The sequence below is a fragment of the Paraburkholderia sp. NMBU_R16 genome (assembly GCF_013282575.1).
Taxonomy (GTDB): Bacteria; Pseudomonadota; Gammaproteobacteria; order Burkholderiales; family Burkholderiaceae; genus Trinickia.
Genome location: NZ_JAAAYE010000019.1, coordinates 12390 through 30446, shown reverse-complemented (window position 1 = coordinate 30446; position 18057 = coordinate 12390). Strand labels below are relative to the sequence as shown.

Below are 18057 nucleotides of genomic sequence, written 5' to 3'. Positions count from 1 at the left end.
TTCGGGTGCCAAACTGAAACGGAATGTGTCGATTTCGGCTCAAAAACGCCCTTATCCATGGAGTCGCCTGGGCAATCCGGCTACGATGACACGGCAACCGCACCGCTGGTCCAACCGAAATGTCGCTACTGGTTCTTTGGCGCTCCCTGATACGAGGCTACGATCGCGATCAGGATCGGGAGTGGACCGCCGTGGCGGCGAGCCAGTTTCAAAGGAGAAAGCTGTGACGATGGATGGGATGCAAAGAACGCCGGATCGCATCGTGTCGGTGCGCGAATGCTTCGGCATCGATTCGGGCCTGATGGTGCCCATGTTCGATGAGCGCGACGATCATGTTCCCGAGATCGATACGGCGTATCGCTTCAATGCACAAGTCACGCTCGCGATCCTGGCCGGTTTCAGCTATAACCGCCGCGTGATGGTGCAAGGCCTGCACGGGACCGGCAAGTCGACGCATATCGAGCAGGTCGCTGCGCGCCTGAACTGGCCCTGCGTGCGCGTCAATCTCGACGGACATATCAGCCGCCTCGACCTCGTCGGCAAGGACGCGATCGTCGTGCGCGACGAGCGGCAAATCACGGAATTTCAGGAGGGCATCGTACCGTGGGCGTTGCAGCGTCCCGTCGCGTTGATCTTCGACGAATACGACGCGGGCCGTCCCGACGTGATGTTCGTAATTCAGCGCATTCTGGAACGAGACGGCAGTTTGACGCTGCTCGACCAGAGTCGTGTCATACGCCCGCATCCCTGCTTCAGGCTGTTCGCGACATCGAATACGGTCGGCCTCGGTAATCTGAATGGTCTTTACCACGGCACGCAGATGTTGAATCACGCGCAGATGGACCGCTGGAATGTCGTGGCTACATTGAGCTATCTGCCGCGCGAAGAGGAAGCCGGGATCGTGCTCGCCCGCGTGCCGGAACTTGCCGACGATGCGGGCCGCGCGCTCGTCGAATCGATGGTTGCGATGGCTGCACTGACGCGCAGGGGCTTCGCGACGGGCGATCTTTCCACGCTGATGTCGCCGCGCACCGTGATCGATTGGGCGGAGAACTGTCAGATCTTTCGCGACCCCGAGCTCGCCTTTCGGTTGACGTTCCTGAACAAATGCGACGAAGCGGAATGGCCGATCGTGAGCGAGTATTACCAGCGCTGCTTCGGCGTCGCGCTGGGCGATGAGGCGGCGAGCGCAGAGGTCGAAGGGCCTGCTGACAGCGGCGTACCGCTCGCTTCGCGATGATGAAGCCGTTGCATGACTCGGCGGCGACGGCCGTAGGCCGCGAACGGCTGTGCGCGGCCGTCGTGCGGGCGTACACGGGCGATGCCGCCTTGCATTACCGCGCCGGCCGTTTATGCCGCCAGGTGCGGCCGTTGCCGCTCTTTGCTCCGCATCTGCGCAGCGATGCGCAGCAAGACGACTTCGCGTCGTTGCGCGGCGCGGCCGACTGCGCCGCCATGCGGCTCGTGCATTCGGACGCCGCACTGCATCGGCAGCTCTCACCCGATGCGTACGTCGAGCGCTGGTTGTTCGAGATGTTCGAGCAGATCCGATGCGAATCGTTGGCGCCGCCCGGCATGTCCGGTCTCGCCGCGAATCTGCGCAATCGCTTCGAAGGGTGGTCGCGTGCCTACCATCGCGCGGGCTTGGTCGACAGTCAGCTCGGCATTCTGATCTATACGGTGCTTCAGGTCGTATGGTCGCGCGTGACCGGCTCGCGCGTGCTGGAAGAGACCGAAGACCTCATCGAGGCCACACGTGCCGGCATCGTGCCGACGATCGGCGTTTGTTTGACGGGATTGCGCCGCAATCGCTTCGATCAACGCGGCTATGCGCAGCATGCGCGCGAATTGGCGCATCGCGTGACGTCGAAGCTCGAACAAGCCGGCGCAATGTCGCTGGCCGACGCTGCCGCCGATGGCCGCGACGCCGACGATGCGTTGACGTCGTTTTCGCTATGGGTCGACTTCGAAGGTACGGATGAAGCGTTCGAAGCCGGGAACGCTGCTCAGGGCACGCGTGTTGCGAATTTGTCCGTGCAGCGTTACCACGCCTATACGACGCAGTTCGACCGCGAGGTGTCTGCAGGTGCGCTCGTGCGTCAGCCGCTGTTGCGCGAATACCGTGAGCGGCTCGACGAACGCATCGCCCGGTGCGGATTCAATATCGCACGAGTCGCGCGTGCCCTGGAGGTTGCGCTGAGCGCGCCGCAGCGCGACGGGTGGTCGTTCGGCGAGGAAGCGGGGCGCATCGACGGCCGGCGTCTTGCGCAGATCGTCAGCTCGCCGGCTGAGCGCCGCGTGTTTGTGCAGGAGCGCGTGAGGCCGCGCGGCGATTGCGCGATCGGCTTTCTGATCGATTGTTCGGCGTCGATGAAGGCGCATGTCGACACCGTTGCGGTCCTGGTCGACAGCCTCGTTCGGGCCAGTGAACACGCGGGGCTGACGACCGAGATACAGGGCTTTACGACGCTCGCCTGGAACGGCGGCCGCGCACGGATGCAATGGCTCGGAAAGGGGCGGCCGCCGCATCCGGGGCGGCTGAACGAAACCTGCCACATGGTATTCAAGGCGGCCGACGTCGGTTGGCGGCGCGCACGCACCGATATCGCCGCATTATTCAAGGCCGATCTGTTTCGAGAAGGGGTGGATGGCGAAGCGATCGATTGGAGCTGCCGGCGGCTGGCCGCACGTGCGGTGAGCCGGCGCATTCTTGTCGTCATTTCAGATGGCAGTCCGATGGACGCCGCTACGTCGCAAGCCAATGGGCCTTCATATCTCGACGACCATTTGAAGGATGTGCTGCTTCGACACGAATCAGTGCGCGACGTCGAAATCCTGGGACTCGGCATGGGCTGCGATTTGAGCACGTTCTATCGGCACTGCACGACGGTCGATCCCGCAGCGCCGCTCGATACGAAGCGGCTGCTCGATCTTGCGCAGTGGATCGGGCAGCGGCGCGGTTAGCGTTGCACCCTAGGCTTCATGCCGCGTGAGGCTTGGTCGAATGATGGGCGTCCCGCTCATGCGCGGCTTGTGCCTGCACGGCGGTCACCGCGATCACATAGAAAACGTCTTCGCTGCTGCAGCCGCGCGACAGATCGTTGGCGGGGAAGTGCAGGCCTTGCAGCAGGGGGCCGATCGCCTTCGCCCCGCCGATCCGTTCCGCGAGCTTGTAGCCGATATTGCCGGCGTCGAGGTTCGGGAAAACGAGTACGTTCGCGTGCCCGCCGACCTGTGAATGTTCAACCTTGCGTTCGGCGATTTCGGCGACGATCGCCGCGTCCAACTGCACGTCACCGTCGATGGCGAGACCGGGGCGCAATGCTTTCACGCGCTGTGTCGCTTCGACGACCTTGTCGACATGCGCATGATGCGCACTGCCGCTCGTCGAAAAAGACAGCATTGCCACGCGCGGGTCCTCCATCAACAGGCTGCGTGCGCTGTCGGCGGCGGCCAGGGCGATCTCGGCCAGTTGCCCGGCGTCGGGATCGACGACGAGCGCGCAGTCGGAAAAAATCAGTCCGCCTTTATAACGGTGAAACGGCTCGCACAACATCATCAGAAAGAAGCTCGAGACGAGCTTGAACGAAGGCTCGACGCCGATCAATTGGATCGCTGTGCGAACGACGTCGGCGGTCGTATGGACGGCGCCTGCGACCGATCCGTCCGCATAGCCGCAGCGCACCATCAATGCGGCGAACACGAGCGGTTTGAGCACTTCGGTCTGTGCGAGCGCTTCCGTCATGCCTTTGGCAGAGCGCAGTGCAACGAGCTCGCTCACGAAGCGCGCGCGCCACTCCGATGTGGCCGGATCGACGAGCGCGATGTCATCGAGCGACAGCGACTCGCGTTCGGCCACGGCACGGATCGCATCGGGCGCGCCGACGAGCATGATGCGTGCGATACCCTCGCGGCTCGCGCGCACGGCGGCCGCCAGCACGCGCGGATCTTCGGCTTCGCAGAGCACGATGCGCATCGGTGACATGCGCGCGGCTTCGATGATGCGGTTGAGGGCTTTCATGGTTGATCAACTCGAAAGAAGGCGTAAGAAGGAAGGCATGTCGGTTCAAATGAAGAAAGCGGCCGAGCGGGCGCGTCGATTCGCCGGTCCGGCCGCAAGCTGCAGGGTGCGAGGCGCGGCGCCCGCGAGGCGGGCGCGCAGCGCCATGACGATCAGACGTAATCCTTGTACTTGTCGAGCAACCGCACAGGCTTGGCCAACGCATCGCGACGGAACGGATCGCCCAGCTCGCGCGTGCACATGATTTCGATGATCGTCGTTTTGCCTTCGTTCATCTGCATGTCGATGGCACGCTTGAGCGCGGGGCCGACATCTTCGAGCTGATCGACGACGATGCCTTCGGCGCCCATCGCACGCGCGATCGCCGCGAAGCTCTGGTTGTCGAGCTCGCCTGCCACGAAGCGGCGGTTGTAGAAGTCGACCTGGTTCTTTTTCTCCGCACCCCACTGCCGGTTATGGAAGACGACGGCCGTCACTGGAATGCCGTGCCGCACACAGGTCATCGTTTCCATGAGGCTCATGCCCCAGGCGCCGTCGCCGGCGTATGAAACCGCCGGGCGATGCGGGGCCGCGACCTTCGCACCGATGATGGTCGGGAACGCGTAGCCGCAATTGCCCCAACTCATCGCCGCGAAGAAGCTGCGCGGCTTGTTAAAGCGCAGATAGCTGTTCGCAACCGAATTGATGTTGCCGATGTCGGTGGACACCATCACGTCCTCGGGCATCGCTTTTTCAAGTTCGCGCAGCACTTGGCGCGGATGCAGGTACTGGCCACCGTTGAACGTGCGCTCGTGCTTTTGTTCCTCGATCATGTCGAGGCTGTACGGATCGAGTTCGTGCGTCCAGGCGTCCAGTTCCTTTTCCCACGCGGCTTTTTCGATGGCGATGTGGTCGGCCCGCTCGCTGCGCGTGGCGTCGCACGCGAGCTTGCGATCGGCCAATCGTTGCGTCAGCGCAATGGCCGACGCTTTTGCGTCGCCGCAGATGCCAACCGAAATCTTCTTCACGAGGCCGAGCATTTTGTGATCGGCGTCGATCTGGATGATCTTCGCTTCCTTCGGCCAATAATCCATGCCGTGCTGCGGCAGCGTGCCGAACGGACCGAGGCGCGAACCGAGCGCAATCACGACATCGGCACGCGAGAGCAGTTTCATCGCGGCCTTTGAGCCTTGATAGCCGAGCGGGCCGCACCACAGCGGATGGTTCGCCGGGAACGAGTCGTTGTGCAGGTAGCTGTTGACGACAGGCGCACCGAGACGTTCGGCGAGCGCCTTGCATTCTTCGACGGCATCGGCCATGACCACGCCGCCGCCCGAGATGATCACGGGAAACTTCGCTTGTGCGATGAGGTCGGCCGCTTCATTGAGGCTTTGATCGCCGCCGGGGCCGCGGTCGAGTTTGCGCGGTTGCGGAATCTCGACTTTGACCTTGCCGTAGAAGTAGTCGCGCGGGATGTTCAGTTGCGTCGGTCCCATTTCGGCTTGCGCGCGATCGAAGCAGCGTGCCGTGAATTCGGCCATGCGTGCCGGATGCGTGACGTGCCCCTGATACTTCGTGAACTCCTGGAACATCGGCAGTTGGTTCGCTTCCTGGAAGCCGCCAAGCCCGATGCCCATCGTCCCCGCTTCAGGCGTGACGATCACGACGGGGGTGTGCGCCCAATAGGCGGCGGCAATCGCGGTCACACAGTTGCTGATGCCGGGGCCGTTCTGACCGATCACGACGCCGTGACGGCCCGATACGCGGGCGTAGCCATCGGCCATATGGCCCGCGCCCTGTTCGTGGACCACAGGGATCAGGCGAATGCCGGCCGGCGCGAAGATGTCCATCGCGTCCATGAACGCAGAGCCCATGATGCCGAATATGTCGGTCACGCCGTTGGCAGCAAGCGTTTCGACGAACGCCTCGGAAGGCGTCATATCCTGCGGGCCGTTGGCAGTCGTGGATTGGGGGCGGGTGGGTTCGCTCATTGGGTGTCTCCGGTCATCGTTTGGCGAAAGGCATGATTTCCGATCCTATGCAAGGCCTGTATCGGGTCAAGCCATTCCGGTGAGCGATGACGAAATTGGAATGAAATGAAATGATTCGTTTCAAAAGAAGGGCCCGCGCGGTGCCATCAGTGCGCGAGCGCGCATTCGTGGCTTATCGCGTGCTCTGCTTCGGCCGCTCTTTGCGGAACGCTCGCTTGACGGCGATCAGTCCGTCGCGAAACTCGAACAGGTCGCAACCCTCGGCCTCGATGCGCCAGCCGTCCGTGTGTGTGCCCGAAAACACCCATTCGGAGACGCCGCGATCGCCGACGACATAGTGGCGCCCGCTCCCCCAGTGCGCGTCGGGAAAGGCGGCGAAGACGGCTTCGAACGCCATCCGTACGGCATCCCGGCCGACGAAGCGGGTGCCATGGACATCGGGCCCCGCGGCGGCGTCGAATACGCAGTCCTCGGTCATGAAGCCCATCAGCGCGTCGGCGTCGTGGCGGTTGAACGCGTCGGAAAACGCGGCGAGCGTATCGGCCGTGACGGCGCACGGGACGAGCGAAGTTTCAGTCATCGGTGTCTCCTGAAGGATGGTGGCGAGCCGCAGACCGCCTCCATGCACGGCGGGCCCATTGGATAGGGAATACGTTAATGGGGGTTCGCATAGGCCGGTAGCGCCAGTCTTGCGCTTTCGACTGGTCCAGCCTGACGCGCGAGGCAGACGGGCGGACGCACGGCGGCAGCGTCGGGCGCACTGGACCCATCGGATCTGTTCGCCTGGCTCTACCCGGTCTTTTAATGATTGACAATGCTTGACTAAACGGGCGAATCGGCCATTGCCAACCATGGCTCAAGACAAGACCCGTCGCAGGTGTTGGCGCTGACTATACTTTTATCAGCGCTTTTAACCATGCTTTTATCTACAGCCATATCGGCGCTCTTATCAGCGCGCCAATCAGCACTTTTGACAGTCGGCGAGCTCATTACGGCTGCTCAATGGTGACGAGAAGCGGTGGTGAGAAGCGGTCGCGAGAAGCGGCGACGAGAAGTCAGGATCTGCAACTTCAGGAGACAGCAGTGAGAGCGAGAGCACTAACTGAGCACGGCAAGACGATGAAGCGACCTGCCCGGCCCCCCGGCGAATCATGGCTCAAACTGTGCCTGATGAATTCGACCGCAAGATCATACGGATTGACCGCCGCTGTTTTGGCGATAGCCGTTCTGTTGTGGCAGGCGGTTTCGATGGCGGGCATCTTTCCTTCGTTCGCGCTGCCTTCGCCCATTGCCGTCTGGCAGTCGTTCGTCGACATCGTGCGTAACGGCTATGGCGGACAGTCGCTGATCAGCGACATTCTGATCAGTTGCTTCCGGATCGTCATCGGCTTTGTCGGCGCGGTCGCGATCGGCGTGCCGGTCGGGCTGCTGATGTCGCGCAACAAGTTCATCTTCGACATCATCGACCCGCTGCTCCAGTTCGTGCGGCCAGTGCCGCCGCTCGCCTATATTCCGTTGCTCGTCGTCTGGTTCGGCATCGGGGAGTTGCCGAAGGCGATCCTGATTCTGGTCGGTACGATCCCGGTCATCATCATCGGCACGATGTCGGGGGTCAAGAGCACGCCGGCCCTGCGGATTTCGGTTGCCCGCACGCTCGGTGCAACCAACGCGCAAATCTTCCGACGGATCGTTCTGCCTTCCGCGATGCCCGAGATTTTTACGGCGATGCGCGTCGGGATCGGCGTGGCCTGGACGTGTCTGGTCGCGGCCGAACTGATCGCCGCAAGCAGCGGGCTTGGCTGGCTCGTTCAGTTCGCCGGGCAGGCGTTGCAGGTCGGCGTCGTGATTGTGGGCATCGTCATCATCGGGGTGATCGGCTATGCCATGGAGCTGGCGATACGCCAACTCGAGAATTGGATCGTGCCCTGGCGCGGGCATGACTGAACCCACCCATCGAGGAGACGAAACATGAAAACCAAAACCGCGATTCAAGGCGCAGCCGCTGCGCTGCTGGTCATGAGCGCGCTGGTTGCCGGCGTGTCCCACGCCCAGAGCAAGCCGCAAGTGATCATCGGCTATGAGGACAACGGCGCAGACCCGTATATGGTGTCGATGGCCGAGCATATGTTCGAACGTCACATGAATGCCGACGTCCAATACAAAATGTTCAGCTCCGGCCCGGCGGCCATGAGCGCGCTCGCATCGAACAGCCTGACGTTCATGTGCGGCATCGGTGTGCCGCCGCTCGTCACGGCCATCGCGCAAGGCCTGCCGATGACGATCGTCTACAACCAGGAGCGCTATACGAACGCGGCCGGCATCGTGGTCAAGCCGGAAAGCGGAATTCACGATGTAGCGGGCCTGCAGGGCAAAAAGATCGCGATCGTCGCCGGCTCGCAGGCTTCGTTCGAATTGGCGACGTTCCTGGCCGAGGCGCATGTGCCGTACTCGTCGGTGACGCAGATCAACATGGCGCCGCCGCAGATGCGCACGTCGTGGGTCACGGGTGCGATCGATGCCGCGATCGTCTGGGATCCTGTATTCAGCGCACTGCGCACAGCCGGCGGCAAGGCGATCAAAACCGACGGCGATCTGCCGCGCGGCGCGTCGAGCTACAACGTCTGCATCGCCAACGCCGAGTGGGCCAAAGCGCATCCCGAGCTCGTGCGCGGCTTCGTCGCGGCGCTCGACGAAGGCTATCAGGTCACGCAATCGAATCGCGATCGCGCGATCGCTGAAATGGCGCGCCAAACGGGTGTAACGGTGCCGGTCGCGCAAAGCGAACTGGCGGGGTACGAGTTGTTCTCGGGTGCGGACCAGACGACACCGAAGGTCATGGGGTCGGGGGCGGGCGTGACGAAATCGGCGACGTACGAGACGTTGGTCAATACGGCCAAGGTCCTCAATAAGATCGGTCGCATCCAATCCGTGCCGAGCAGTTTCGAGGCGAACGTTGCGCCGCAGTATTCGCAATCGCTTGCCCATTGAGCTTGATTGAGCCAGTCGCGTAGGAGACGAACTTGAACATCGTCATCGATTCCCTGTATAAGACGTTCGGCGCGACTTCCGCGCTCGAGAACATCAACCTCCAGTTCCAAGGCGGTGAATTCGTCACCGTGCTCGGCGCATCGGGATGCGGCAAGACCACCTTGCTGCATCTGCTGGCGGGGCTGACGTCGCCTTCGAGCGGCAATATCTTCGTCGATGGCGAAGTGAAGAACGAACCCGGTGCGGACCGAGTCGTCGTCTTTCAGCAGGCGGGGCTCTTTCCGTGGCTCAGCGTCGAGGAGAACATCGAGTTCGGCCTTTCGCTGCACTCGGTGCCGAAGGCGGAGCGCCACCGCGCGTCGGCGGAGATTCTGCATACGATCGGACTCGAGGCGTTCGCGCGGCACAAGCCCTATGAGCTTTCGGGCGGGATGCAGCAGCGCGTCGCGATCGCACGTGCGCTTGTCATGCGACCCAAGGTGCTATTGATGGACGAGCCGTTCGGCGCGCTGGATGCGCAAACGCGCAGCGCGATGCAGACGTTCCTGACCGCGCTCTGGGATCAGTTGCAATGCACGATCGTGTTCATCACGCACGACATCGATGAGGCCGTCTTCCTCGGTACGCGCCTCGTGGTCCTTTCGGCCCGGCCTGGCCGCGTGGCGCTCGATGTGCCGATCGAACTGACGCGCCCGCGTACGCCCGAGGTCGCGTTCGATCCGCACTTCCTCGAATTGAAGAAGCGGGCGATGGACATTCTCGCGCATTAGGCGCGCCTGGCGTGCACGGATGGGTCGAGCATTGGACGGGCGGTAGACGCTGGACGCGCTTTGCACCGGATGCGATGCGCGTCCTCGCTGTATTTGTCATGCGCTTTCGTTCAAATGCAGAAGCGGCGCGAGGCGGCTCGCGGCAAGTTTCATCTGCGGCACCGCTTTGAGCAGATCGTCGAGCGTTGCGCGTGCCGTGGGCGCATGCACGGCCAACGCGGCAAGCGTATGGCCCGCAGCGGGATCCTTGATCGGCACCGCCACCGCGACCATGCCGCGCACGAATTCCTCGTTGTCGATTCCGACGCCCCGCGTGCCGAGCCGATCGAGTTCGGTTGCGAGCGCGTTTGCGTCGATGAGGGTTCGATACGTCATCTTCTTGAGCGTCATGCGCGTGAGCATCGCATTGCGTTCGAGCGGCGTCATCTGCGATAGAAACAGTTTGCCGCTGGCCGTGCAATGCAACGGCACACGCATGCCGGGCCGCATTTCAAGCCGCAACGGTTCATTCGTTTCGACGCGCTCGATATAGAGCACAGAGTCGTTGTCGAGCGCCGTCAGATTGCAGGTTTCGCCGAGCACTTCCACGAGTGCGCGTAACACCGACCGGCAGCCGCGCGTAAACGTATTGTTCGCCAGCGCTGCCAATGCGAACTGCGCGGCGCGAGGGCCGAGCGCGATGGCGCGATCGTAGCCGCGCGAGTCGGGCATGTGAAGCACATAGCCGCGTTGCTCGAGCGACTCGATCATGCGCAACAGCGTGGCTTTCGGAATGTGCAGACGCGCCGACAGCTGGGACAGCGTGTACGGCTGCCCGGCGGAAGCGAGTGTTTCGAGCACCGCGAGCGCCCGCAGCACGCGGGCCTCGTCGGTGGGTGCGGCGTCGGGCGTTCGATCGTTATTGGCGGCCATGCGTCATCCGTCCTGCTGGCGACTCTCGAAAATGAACCATTTCGTACCAGTTTCATAGCGTGATCCAGGAAGCGCCGTCTGCCTATGCTCGTTTATGCCGATGCCGATGCCGATGCCGATGCCGATGCCACGGACGCAGCGGCGACTGTCATCCTGGTCCAAGCGAATGGCTGTCTCTGGTCCTACCGAGCCGAAATTGACCTGACTAGACTTTCTTCACAGATCGCGCAGGGCCAGCCAGGTTTGCGCGAAACACAAAAGAGACCGATCAGGAGGAAGGCATGGCCGACGGATACGCCGCAGCGCCTGCCGATGCGGTGAGGCCCTACCGTCTGGCCGCCCGTGCAACGCTGAAGTCGGGCAATGCCGCCGTGCTGCACGTAAAAGCGTGCGCAGCCTCCGTCAATCACTAGGAGTCCTTAGCATGGAATACAGCTCAGTCGAACGGACGGCGGGCGGCTTTGCCGGGCAGACGACGACGGATCGACGCTACGATCCGACGTACGATCCACTCGTCTCGCCGGGTCCCGGTCACGGCAAGGACTATGCGCCGACGTACTGGGTGGCGACAGCCGGCCCGGCACCGGCCGACGACGGCCCGATCACGCGCGATATCGACGTCGACGTGGCGATCATCGGCGGCGGCTACACGGGGCTTGCGACGGCGCTTTGCCTCGCACGCGAGCACGGCATCAAAGCGGTCGTGCTCGAAGCGAACAAGACGAGTTGGGGCTGCAGCAGCCGCAACGGCGGCCAGGCGCAAAACGCATCGGGACGGCTGTCGCGCTCGCAGTGGATCGAGCGCTGGGGCAAGGATGTCGCGTTAAAGATGCACGAGGAAATCCTCGAAGGCTTCAACCACTTCAAGTCGTTCCTCGACGAGATCGATTGCGATCCGCAACCGGGCGGCCACTTCCTGATCGCGCACCGTCCGCGGATCATGGAACAGCTCGCAGCCGAAGCGAAAGTATGGAAGGACGTATTCGGCTATCCCTCGGAGCTGATCAGCGCCAAGACGTTTCGGCGTGAGTTTCTCGACGATCACGAGGCGGCCGGCGCGCTGCACGAGCCCGAAGGCATCGGCATTCATGCGCTCAAGCTCGCATTCGGCTACCTGCGGCTTGCACGGGCGGCGGGGGCGAAGGTCCATACGAGCAGCCCCGTGATCGGTTGGGAGACGATTGGCGGCGTGCATCATCTGCATACGCCGGGCGGCATCGTTCGCGCCCGCTCGGTAGGCATCGCGACAGGCGCCTATACGGCGCAGACGTTGCATCCGTCGCTGCGCAGCAAGGTGATGCCGATCCTGTCGAATTCGATGGTCACGCGGGTGCTGACGGACGCAGAGATCGCTGCGTGCAACTTCCGCACGACGCAGGTGTTGACCGATACGCGTACGCTGCGCTTTTACTATCGCTTTCTGCCCGACCGCCGCCTGCAGATCGGCAGTCGCAGCGCAATTACCGGTCACGACGCGCCCAACCCGCGTCATCTGGATCTGCTCAAGGAAGGGATGGCCCGCAAGTTTCCGGCGCTGCGCGGGGTCGACATCGATTACTCGTGGTGGGGGTGGGTGGATGTGAGCCACGACATGATGCCGCGCATCTGTCAGCCCGATCCTAAGCAGTCGGTGTATTACGCGCTCGGATACGGCGGCAACGGCGTGTCGTACTCACAGCAGGCCGGACGCCGACTCGCGGAACGCATCGCGGGCAGAGGCGCGCATCTGACGCTGCCGATCTTTACGAGCCCGCTGCCTGGGCACCTGTTCGCACCATTTCGCCGGCTCGGGCAACGGATGTTGTATGCCCAGTACTTCAGGCGCGACGAACGGCCCTGAACCCGGTGCGCGGTTGCGCGCCCACTCCCTTGCGCGCGCCCGGCGAATGAAAAAAGCCGGGCGTGCCGACACGAATCACACTACCAACAAGCTCGTAGACCAATCCATGCGGCGGCATGCATGGCATGAACAAGTGTGCCTGCGCGCCTATCATCGATCGCGCTGCCATCGCGATCCGCCGCCTTCGCATGGGCCGGGTTCAAATCAATACGATATGGAGAAGACATGCAACCTTCGATGGACGGAAGCAATCTGAAATGTGGGCTCAAGCAACGTCATATGACGATGATCGCGCTTGGCGGCGTGATAGGCGCGGGGCTCTTCGTGGGCAGCGGCGTCGTGATTCAGCAGACGGGCCCCGCTGCGATCCTGTCATTCCTGATCACCGGCGCGCTCGTGGTGCTCGTCATGCGAATGCTGGGCGAAATGGCATGTGCGATGCCAGCCGTGGGTTCGTTTTACGAGTACGCACGCCTTGCATTTACCAGTCGGCGCGGTCCCGGCCGGCTCGCAGGATTTGTGACGGGCTGGATGTATTGGTACTTCTGGGTCATCGTCGTAGCGCTGGAAGCGGTGGCCGGGGCCAAGCTCGTACAGTTCTGGCTACCGGATGTGCCGGCGTGGCTCATCAGTCTCGTGCTGTTGGTCGTGCTCACCGCGACCAACCTGATATCGGTCGCGAGCTACGGGGAATTCGAGTTCTGGTTCGCGTCGATCAAGGTCGGCGCCATTATCGTGTTTCTGTTCCTCGGCGGTCTCTACGTGCTCGGCCTCTGGCCTGCTGCGTTGCACACGAGCGCCGTGTTGCCGACGTTGCTCGGGCATGGCGGCTTCATGCCGCTCGGCATCGGCCCTGTATTGAGCGGTGCGGTGGCCGCGACCGGCTTCTACTTCGGCGCGGAAATCGTGACGATCGCGGCTGCCGAGGCGCACGAGCCCGCCCGTGCCGTGGCGAAAGCGACCAACTCGGTGATCACGCGCGTACTCGTCTTTTATGTCGGGTCGGTGGCGCTCGTCGTAGCGCTCGTGCCGTGGAATTCGACGCGGATGGCGACACCGTATGTCAGCGCATTGCAGGTCATGGGCCTGCCTGCTGCAGCGCACATCATGAATGCAATCGTTTTGACGGCCGTATTGTCTGCGCTGAACTCCGGCCTTTATGCAGCATCGCGCATGCTGTTCGCATTGACGCGCAACGGCGATGCGCCGGCCTCGCTCGCCAAGGTCAATAAACGCGGCGTGCCGGTGCGTGCCATCCTGCTCGGCACGCTGTTCGGGTATGTATCGGTGGTGATGTCGTATATATCGCCCGATACGGTGTTCGCATTCCTCGTCAATTCGTACGGCACAGTGGCCATCTTCGTTTATGTGCTGATCGCATTCTCGCAATTGCGGCTGCGCAGCCGTCTCGACCCCAAGGCCGCCAACAATCTGCGCGTCAAGATGTGGGGCTTCCCGTATCTGACGTGGCTTTCGATCGCCGGCATGATCGGCATTCTGGTTGCCATGGCGTTCATCCCCGACCAGCGTAAGCCGCTCTGGCTTGGCGTCGCGAGCCTCGGATTGCTGCTGGCCGCTTATACGCTGTTCATCGGCCGTCGCCGTGCGCGGGTCGTCGACGAACACGAACTCGTCTCCTATCCGCCGCGTTGAACTATCGCTGCAGCCGATAGTTTCGGTCATCGAATACGATTTTTAGGGAACGGCGCCGCCTCATACCATAGAGACTTCAACGGGCGGCGCATGCGCGTCGAGGTTGGGGCGCCGCCAGCCGCGAACGAGGAAGCACGATGGACCATCACGCCCGCACGCAGAACGAGAAACTCGAGATCAAGACGACCACCTGTTATATGTGCGCCTGCCGCTGCGGCATTCGCGTGCATATGCGCGATGGTGAAGTGCGTTACATCGACGGCAACCCCGAGCATCCGTTGAATCAGGGCGTCATTTGCGCAAAAGGCTCGTCGGGCATCATGAAGCAGTATTCGCCTGCGCGACTGACCCGGCCGCTGTTGCGCCAGGCCGGCACCGAGCGCGGCGAGGCCCGATTCGAGCCGATCTCGTGGGATGTCGCGTTCGACCTGCTCGAAAAGCGGCTTGCGCATTTGCGGGCGACCGATCCGAAGAAATTCGCGCTGTTCACGGGCCGCGATCAGATGCAGGCGTTGACGGGCCTGTTCGCGAAGCAGTTCGGCACGCCGAACTATGCGGCGCATGGGGGTTTTTGCTCGGCCAATATGGCGGCCGGCATGATCTATACGATCGGCGGGTCGTTTTGGGAGTTCGGCGGCCCCGATCTCGATCATGCGAAGTTGTTCTTCATGATCGGAACGGCTGAAGACCATCACTCCAATCCGCTCAAGATCGCCTTGTCGAAATTCAAACGGGCAGGCGGGCGCTTCATCGCGATCAATCCCGTGCGCACCGGTTATGCGGCGATCGCCGACGAATGGATCGCCATTCGCCCCGGTACCGACGGCGCATTGTTCATGGCGTTGATTCGTGAACTGATCGAGCAGAATGCGTACGACGAGGCGTTCGTCGAGCGATTCACGAATGCGGCCGAACTCGTCGATCTTCGCGAGGACCGCGATACGTTCGGGCTGTTCGTGCGCGACGCGGATGCACCCGAAGTCAATGCGCTCTATCCGCAGAACCATCTCTGGTGGGACACGCGCTCGAACCGCGCGGTGCTGCACCACACGGAAGGCGCGCAGCCCGCGCTCGACGGGCGCTATACGCTTGACGACGGCACCCCCGTCGCGCCGTCGTTCACGCTGTTGCGCGAGCAGGTGGCGCACTGCACGCCGCAATGGGCCGCTTCGATCACCGGCATCGCCGCGGAGACGATCTCGCGCATCGCCCGCGAGATGGCGACAGTCGCACGCGAGCAGCGCATCGTGATGCCCGTGCAATGGACCGACTCATGGGGCATGACGCACGAGTCGGTCGAAGGTGCGCCGATCGCGTTTCATGCGATGCGCGGACTCGCGGCGCATTCGAACGGCTTTCAGACGATACGTGCGATGGCCGTTTTGATGTCGTTGCTCGGCACGATCGATCGGCCCGGTGGCTTTCGCCACAAAGCGCCGTACCCCCGTGCGGCACCGCCGTCGGCAAAGCCGCCGAGCGATCCGGCATCGATCAAACCCAACACGCCGCTTGCGACAGGCCCGCTCGGCTGGCCTGCGGCGCCAGCCGACCTGTTCGTGCACGAGGACGGCTCGCCCGCGCGCATCGATAAAGCCTTCTCGTGGGAGTATCCGCTCGCCGTCCATGGGCTCATGCATTCGGTCATCACAAACGCATGGCGCGGCGATCCTTATCCGATCGATACGCTGCTGATCTTCATGGCGAATATGGCGTGGAATTCGTCGATGAATCCGGGACAGGCGCGCAAGATGCTCGTCGATAAACGCGAGGACGGCGAGTACAAGATTCCCTTCCTCGTTGTTTGCGACGCGTTCGAATCGGAGATGACCGCATTTGCCGATTTGATCTTGCCCGACACGACCTACCTCGAGCGTCACGATGTGATGTCGGTGCTCGATCGCCCGATCTCCGAGTTCGACGGGCCAGTGGATTCGGTGCGGGTGCCCGTCGTGCCGCCCACGGGAGAATGTAAGCCGTTTCAGGAGGTCTTGATCGAACTGGCGAGCCGCCTGAAGTTTCCCGCGTTCACGACGGCGGACGGTAAGCGCAAGTTCCGCGACTATCCCGAGTTCGTCGTCAACTTCCAAACGTCGCCCGATTCGGGCACAGGCTTTTTGATCGGCTGGCGCGGCAAGGACGGCACGAAGGCTGTCACAGGGGAGCCGAATCCGAAACAGTGGGAGCAGTATGCGAAGAACAACTGCTTCTATCACCATCGGTTGCCCGAATCACTGCAATATATGCGCAACTGCAACGGTCCCTACATGCAATGGGCCGTCGATAACGGCATGCGCAAATACGGTGTGCCGATCGTCATCCAGCTTTATTCCGAGGCGCTGCAGACGTTCCGGCTTGCGGCGCAGGGCAAGACGAAAGGGCGGCAACCGCCCGAGCATCTGCGCGAGCGCATTGCACGTTACTTCGATCCGCTGCCGTTCTGGTACCCGCCGCTCGAAAACGGTGCGACCGATCTCGACCATTACCCGCTCGCGGCCATCACTCAGCGGCCGATGGCGATGTATCACTCGTGGGATTCGCAGAATGCCTGGCTGCGGCAGATTCATGGCGAGAACCATTTGTTCGTCAATCCGGTGACGGCCGCCAAGGATGGGATCGAGGATGGCGGGTGGATCTATGTCGAATCGCCGTGGGGCAAGGTGCGTTGCCGCGCGCGCTACAGCGAGGCCGTCGAACCGGGCACGGTGTGGACCTGGAACGCGATCGGCAAGGCGGCCGGCGCGTGGAATCTGGCGGCCAATGCCGGCGAATCGCAGCGAGGCTTCCTGCTGAACCACGTGATCACCGATGAACTGCCGGGCGACATGCGCGCCGGCGAGCGGATGTCGAACTCCGACCCGATCACGGGGCAGGCGGGCTGGTACGACGTGCGGGTGCGGATCTATCGGGCCGAAGCCGATGCGGCCACCACGCTGCCGCAATTCGAACCGATGCGGCCGCTGCCCGGTTCGACGAATGTCTTTCAGCGCGTGCAGGCGTATTTCGCGGGCAAGGGCGAATTCGCCGCGCGATTGCGGCGCGCGGGTACGGCTGCCTCGCCGACCGACCCGACGCTCAAACAAGGGGAATGACTATGACTCAGATGGCCCTTGTCATCGATCTCAATGTCTGTGTGGGTTGTCACGCGTGCGTGACAAGTTGCAAGGAGTGGAACACGTCGGGCGAGGCGGGCAGTCTCACTGACATGCGCCCTTACGACGACGATCCGTCAGGGACGTTTTTCAACCGCGTGCAGACCTACGAAGCGGGCGTATTCCCGATGACGGACACGATTCATTTTCCGAAGTCGTGCCTGCATTGCGAAGATCCGCCTTGCGTCCCGGTGTGTCCGACCGGCGCGAGCTACAAGCGCAAATCGGATGGCATCGTGCTCGTCGATTACGACAAGTGCATCGGCTGCAAGTACTGCGCGTGGGCGTGCCCTTATGGCGCGCGCGAACTCGACGAAGGGCGCAAGGAGATGACCAAATGCACGCTCTGCGCCGACCGCATCGACAACGAGGCGCTGCCTGAGCGCGATCGCAAGCCGGCCTGCGTGTTGGCGTGCCCCACGTCGGCGCGACTCTTCGGCGATATTCACGATCCGCAGTCGGAGGTGTCGCAGGCAATTCGCGAACGCGGCGGCTATCAATTGATGCCGGAATGGGACACGAAACCCTCGAACCACTATCTGCCGCGTGTGAAGACTGAATCCGCGTGCGGTTGCGCAAGCGGTGGATGCGGGAGTGACGGTGCATCGCGCGATGCTTCGCTCGAAGCGCAGTTCGAACGCGGCAAGATCGATCTGGCTGCGTTGGCTGCTCAGCGTTGATTTGCGCATCGGCGCGCGGCAGCAAGGGTTGCGATGTCGGCCGCGCGCCTTCGCGCCTTCGTGCGATTGGTCAT

At 62.7% G+C, this 18057-nt stretch carries 14 protein-coding genes; 10 read left to right on the top strand and 4 right to left on the bottom strand.

Features of this window, described 5'->3' with window-relative positions:
* The first annotated feature begins 229 nt into the window (after positions 1 to 229).
* Together GWC77_RS12040 and GWC77_RS12035 are read left to right on the top strand one after the other, a co-directional pair.
* The gene (locus GWC77_RS12040) at positions 230 to 1240 is read left to right on the top strand and encodes an AAA family ATPase (protein WP_173257133.1); all 1011 of its coding nucleotides are present in this window, start codon (positions 230 to 232) and stop codon (positions 1238 to 1240) included.
* Positions 1240 to 2964, top strand: a complete 1725-nt coding sequence (locus GWC77_RS12035) for a cobalt chelatase (RefSeq protein WP_173257189.1) — start codon at positions 1240 to 1242, stop codon at positions 2962 to 2964. Before GWC77_RS12040 ends, GWC77_RS12035 begins: the two co-directional genes overlap by 1 nt.
* Before the next feature lie 16 nt (positions 2965 to 2980).
* Here the strand turns inward: GWC77_RS12035 and pta are convergent, their stop codons facing one another.
* The 3 genes from pta to GWC77_RS12020 all read right to left on the bottom strand — a co-directional run bounded on the left by pta (position 2981) and on the right by GWC77_RS12020 (position 6571).
* Positions 2981 to 4021 (bottom strand): phosphate acetyltransferase, encoded by a 1041-nt coding sequence (gene pta, locus GWC77_RS12030; protein ID WP_173257132.1) that lies wholly within the window; start codon positions 4019 to 4021, stop codon positions 2981 to 2983.
* A 152-nt stretch (positions 4022 to 4173) separates the two neighbouring features.
* Entirely contained in the window at positions 4174 to 5991 is a 1818-nt protein-coding gene (gene xsc, locus GWC77_RS12025) for a sulfoacetaldehyde acetyltransferase (RefSeq protein ID WP_173257131.1), read from the bottom strand.
* A 172-nt stretch (positions 5992 to 6163) separates the two neighbouring features.
* Positions 6164 to 6571, bottom strand: a complete 408-nt coding sequence (locus tag GWC77_RS12020; protein WP_173257130.1) for a nuclear transport factor 2 family protein — start codon at positions 6569 to 6571, stop codon at positions 6164 to 6166.
* A 668-nt stretch (positions 6572 to 7239) separates the two neighbouring features.
* Between GWC77_RS12020 and GWC77_RS12015 the strand changes: the two genes are divergently transcribed.
* From GWC77_RS12015 to GWC77_RS12005, 3 genes are read left to right on the top strand one after another with little or no spacing between them, the layout of a single operon-like run.
* Positions 7240 to 7935, top strand: coding sequence for an ABC transporter permease (locus GWC77_RS12015; protein ID WP_254366919.1), 696 nt, complete (start codon positions 7240 to 7242; stop codon positions 7933 to 7935).
* A 24-nt stretch (positions 7936 to 7959) separates the two neighbouring features.
* The gene (locus GWC77_RS12010; RefSeq protein ID WP_173257129.1) at positions 7960 to 8979 is read left to right on the top strand and encodes an ABC transporter substrate-binding protein; all 1020 of its coding nucleotides are present in this window, start codon (positions 7960 to 7962) and stop codon (positions 8977 to 8979) included.
* Positions 8980 to 9011: 32 nt separating this feature from the next.
* Entirely contained in the window at positions 9012 to 9749 is a 738-nt protein-coding gene (locus GWC77_RS12005; RefSeq protein WP_173257128.1) for an ABC transporter ATP-binding protein, read from the top strand.
* 96 nt (positions 9750 to 9845) lie between these two features.
* Here GWC77_RS12005 and GWC77_RS12000 read toward each other — a convergent pair whose 3' ends face one another.
* Positions 9846 to 10661 carry an IclR family transcriptional regulator gene (locus GWC77_RS12000; protein WP_173257127.1) on the bottom strand — a complete coding sequence of 272 codons (816 nt, stop codon included), beginning with the start codon at positions 10659 to 10661 and terminating at the stop codon, positions 9846 to 9848.
* 281 nt (positions 10662 to 10942) lie between these two features.
* Between GWC77_RS12000 and GWC77_RS30100 the strand changes: the two genes are divergently transcribed.
* The 5 genes from GWC77_RS30100 (at position 10943) to GWC77_RS11980 (ending at position 17983) form a co-directional block, all read left to right on the top strand.
* On the top strand, positions 10943 to 11074 hold the full coding sequence (locus GWC77_RS30100) for a hypothetical protein (RefSeq protein WP_302181358.1): 132 nt from the start codon (positions 10943 to 10945) through the stop codon (positions 11072 to 11074).
* Positions 11075 to 11085: 11 nt separating this feature from the next.
* Positions 11086 to 12501, top strand: coding sequence for an FAD-binding oxidoreductase (locus tag GWC77_RS11995; RefSeq protein WP_173257126.1), 1416 nt, complete (start codon positions 11086 to 11088; stop codon positions 12499 to 12501).
* A 225-nt stretch (positions 12502 to 12726) separates the two neighbouring features.
* Positions 12727 to 14154 (top strand): amino acid permease, encoded by a 1428-nt coding sequence (locus GWC77_RS11990; RefSeq protein WP_173257125.1) that lies wholly within the window; start codon positions 12727 to 12729, stop codon positions 14152 to 14154.
* A gap of 137 nt (positions 14155 to 14291) precedes the next feature.
* Entirely contained in the window at positions 14292 to 17243 is a 2952-nt protein-coding gene (locus GWC77_RS11985) for a molybdopterin oxidoreductase family protein (protein ID WP_173257124.1), read from the top strand.
* Between the two features lie 2 nt (positions 17244 to 17245).
* Positions 17246 to 17983 carry a 4Fe-4S dicluster domain-containing protein gene (locus GWC77_RS11980; protein ID WP_173257123.1) on the top strand — a complete coding sequence of 246 codons (738 nt, stop codon included), beginning with the start codon at positions 17246 to 17248 and terminating at the stop codon, positions 17981 to 17983.
* Positions 17984 to 18057 lie beyond the last annotated feature (74 nt).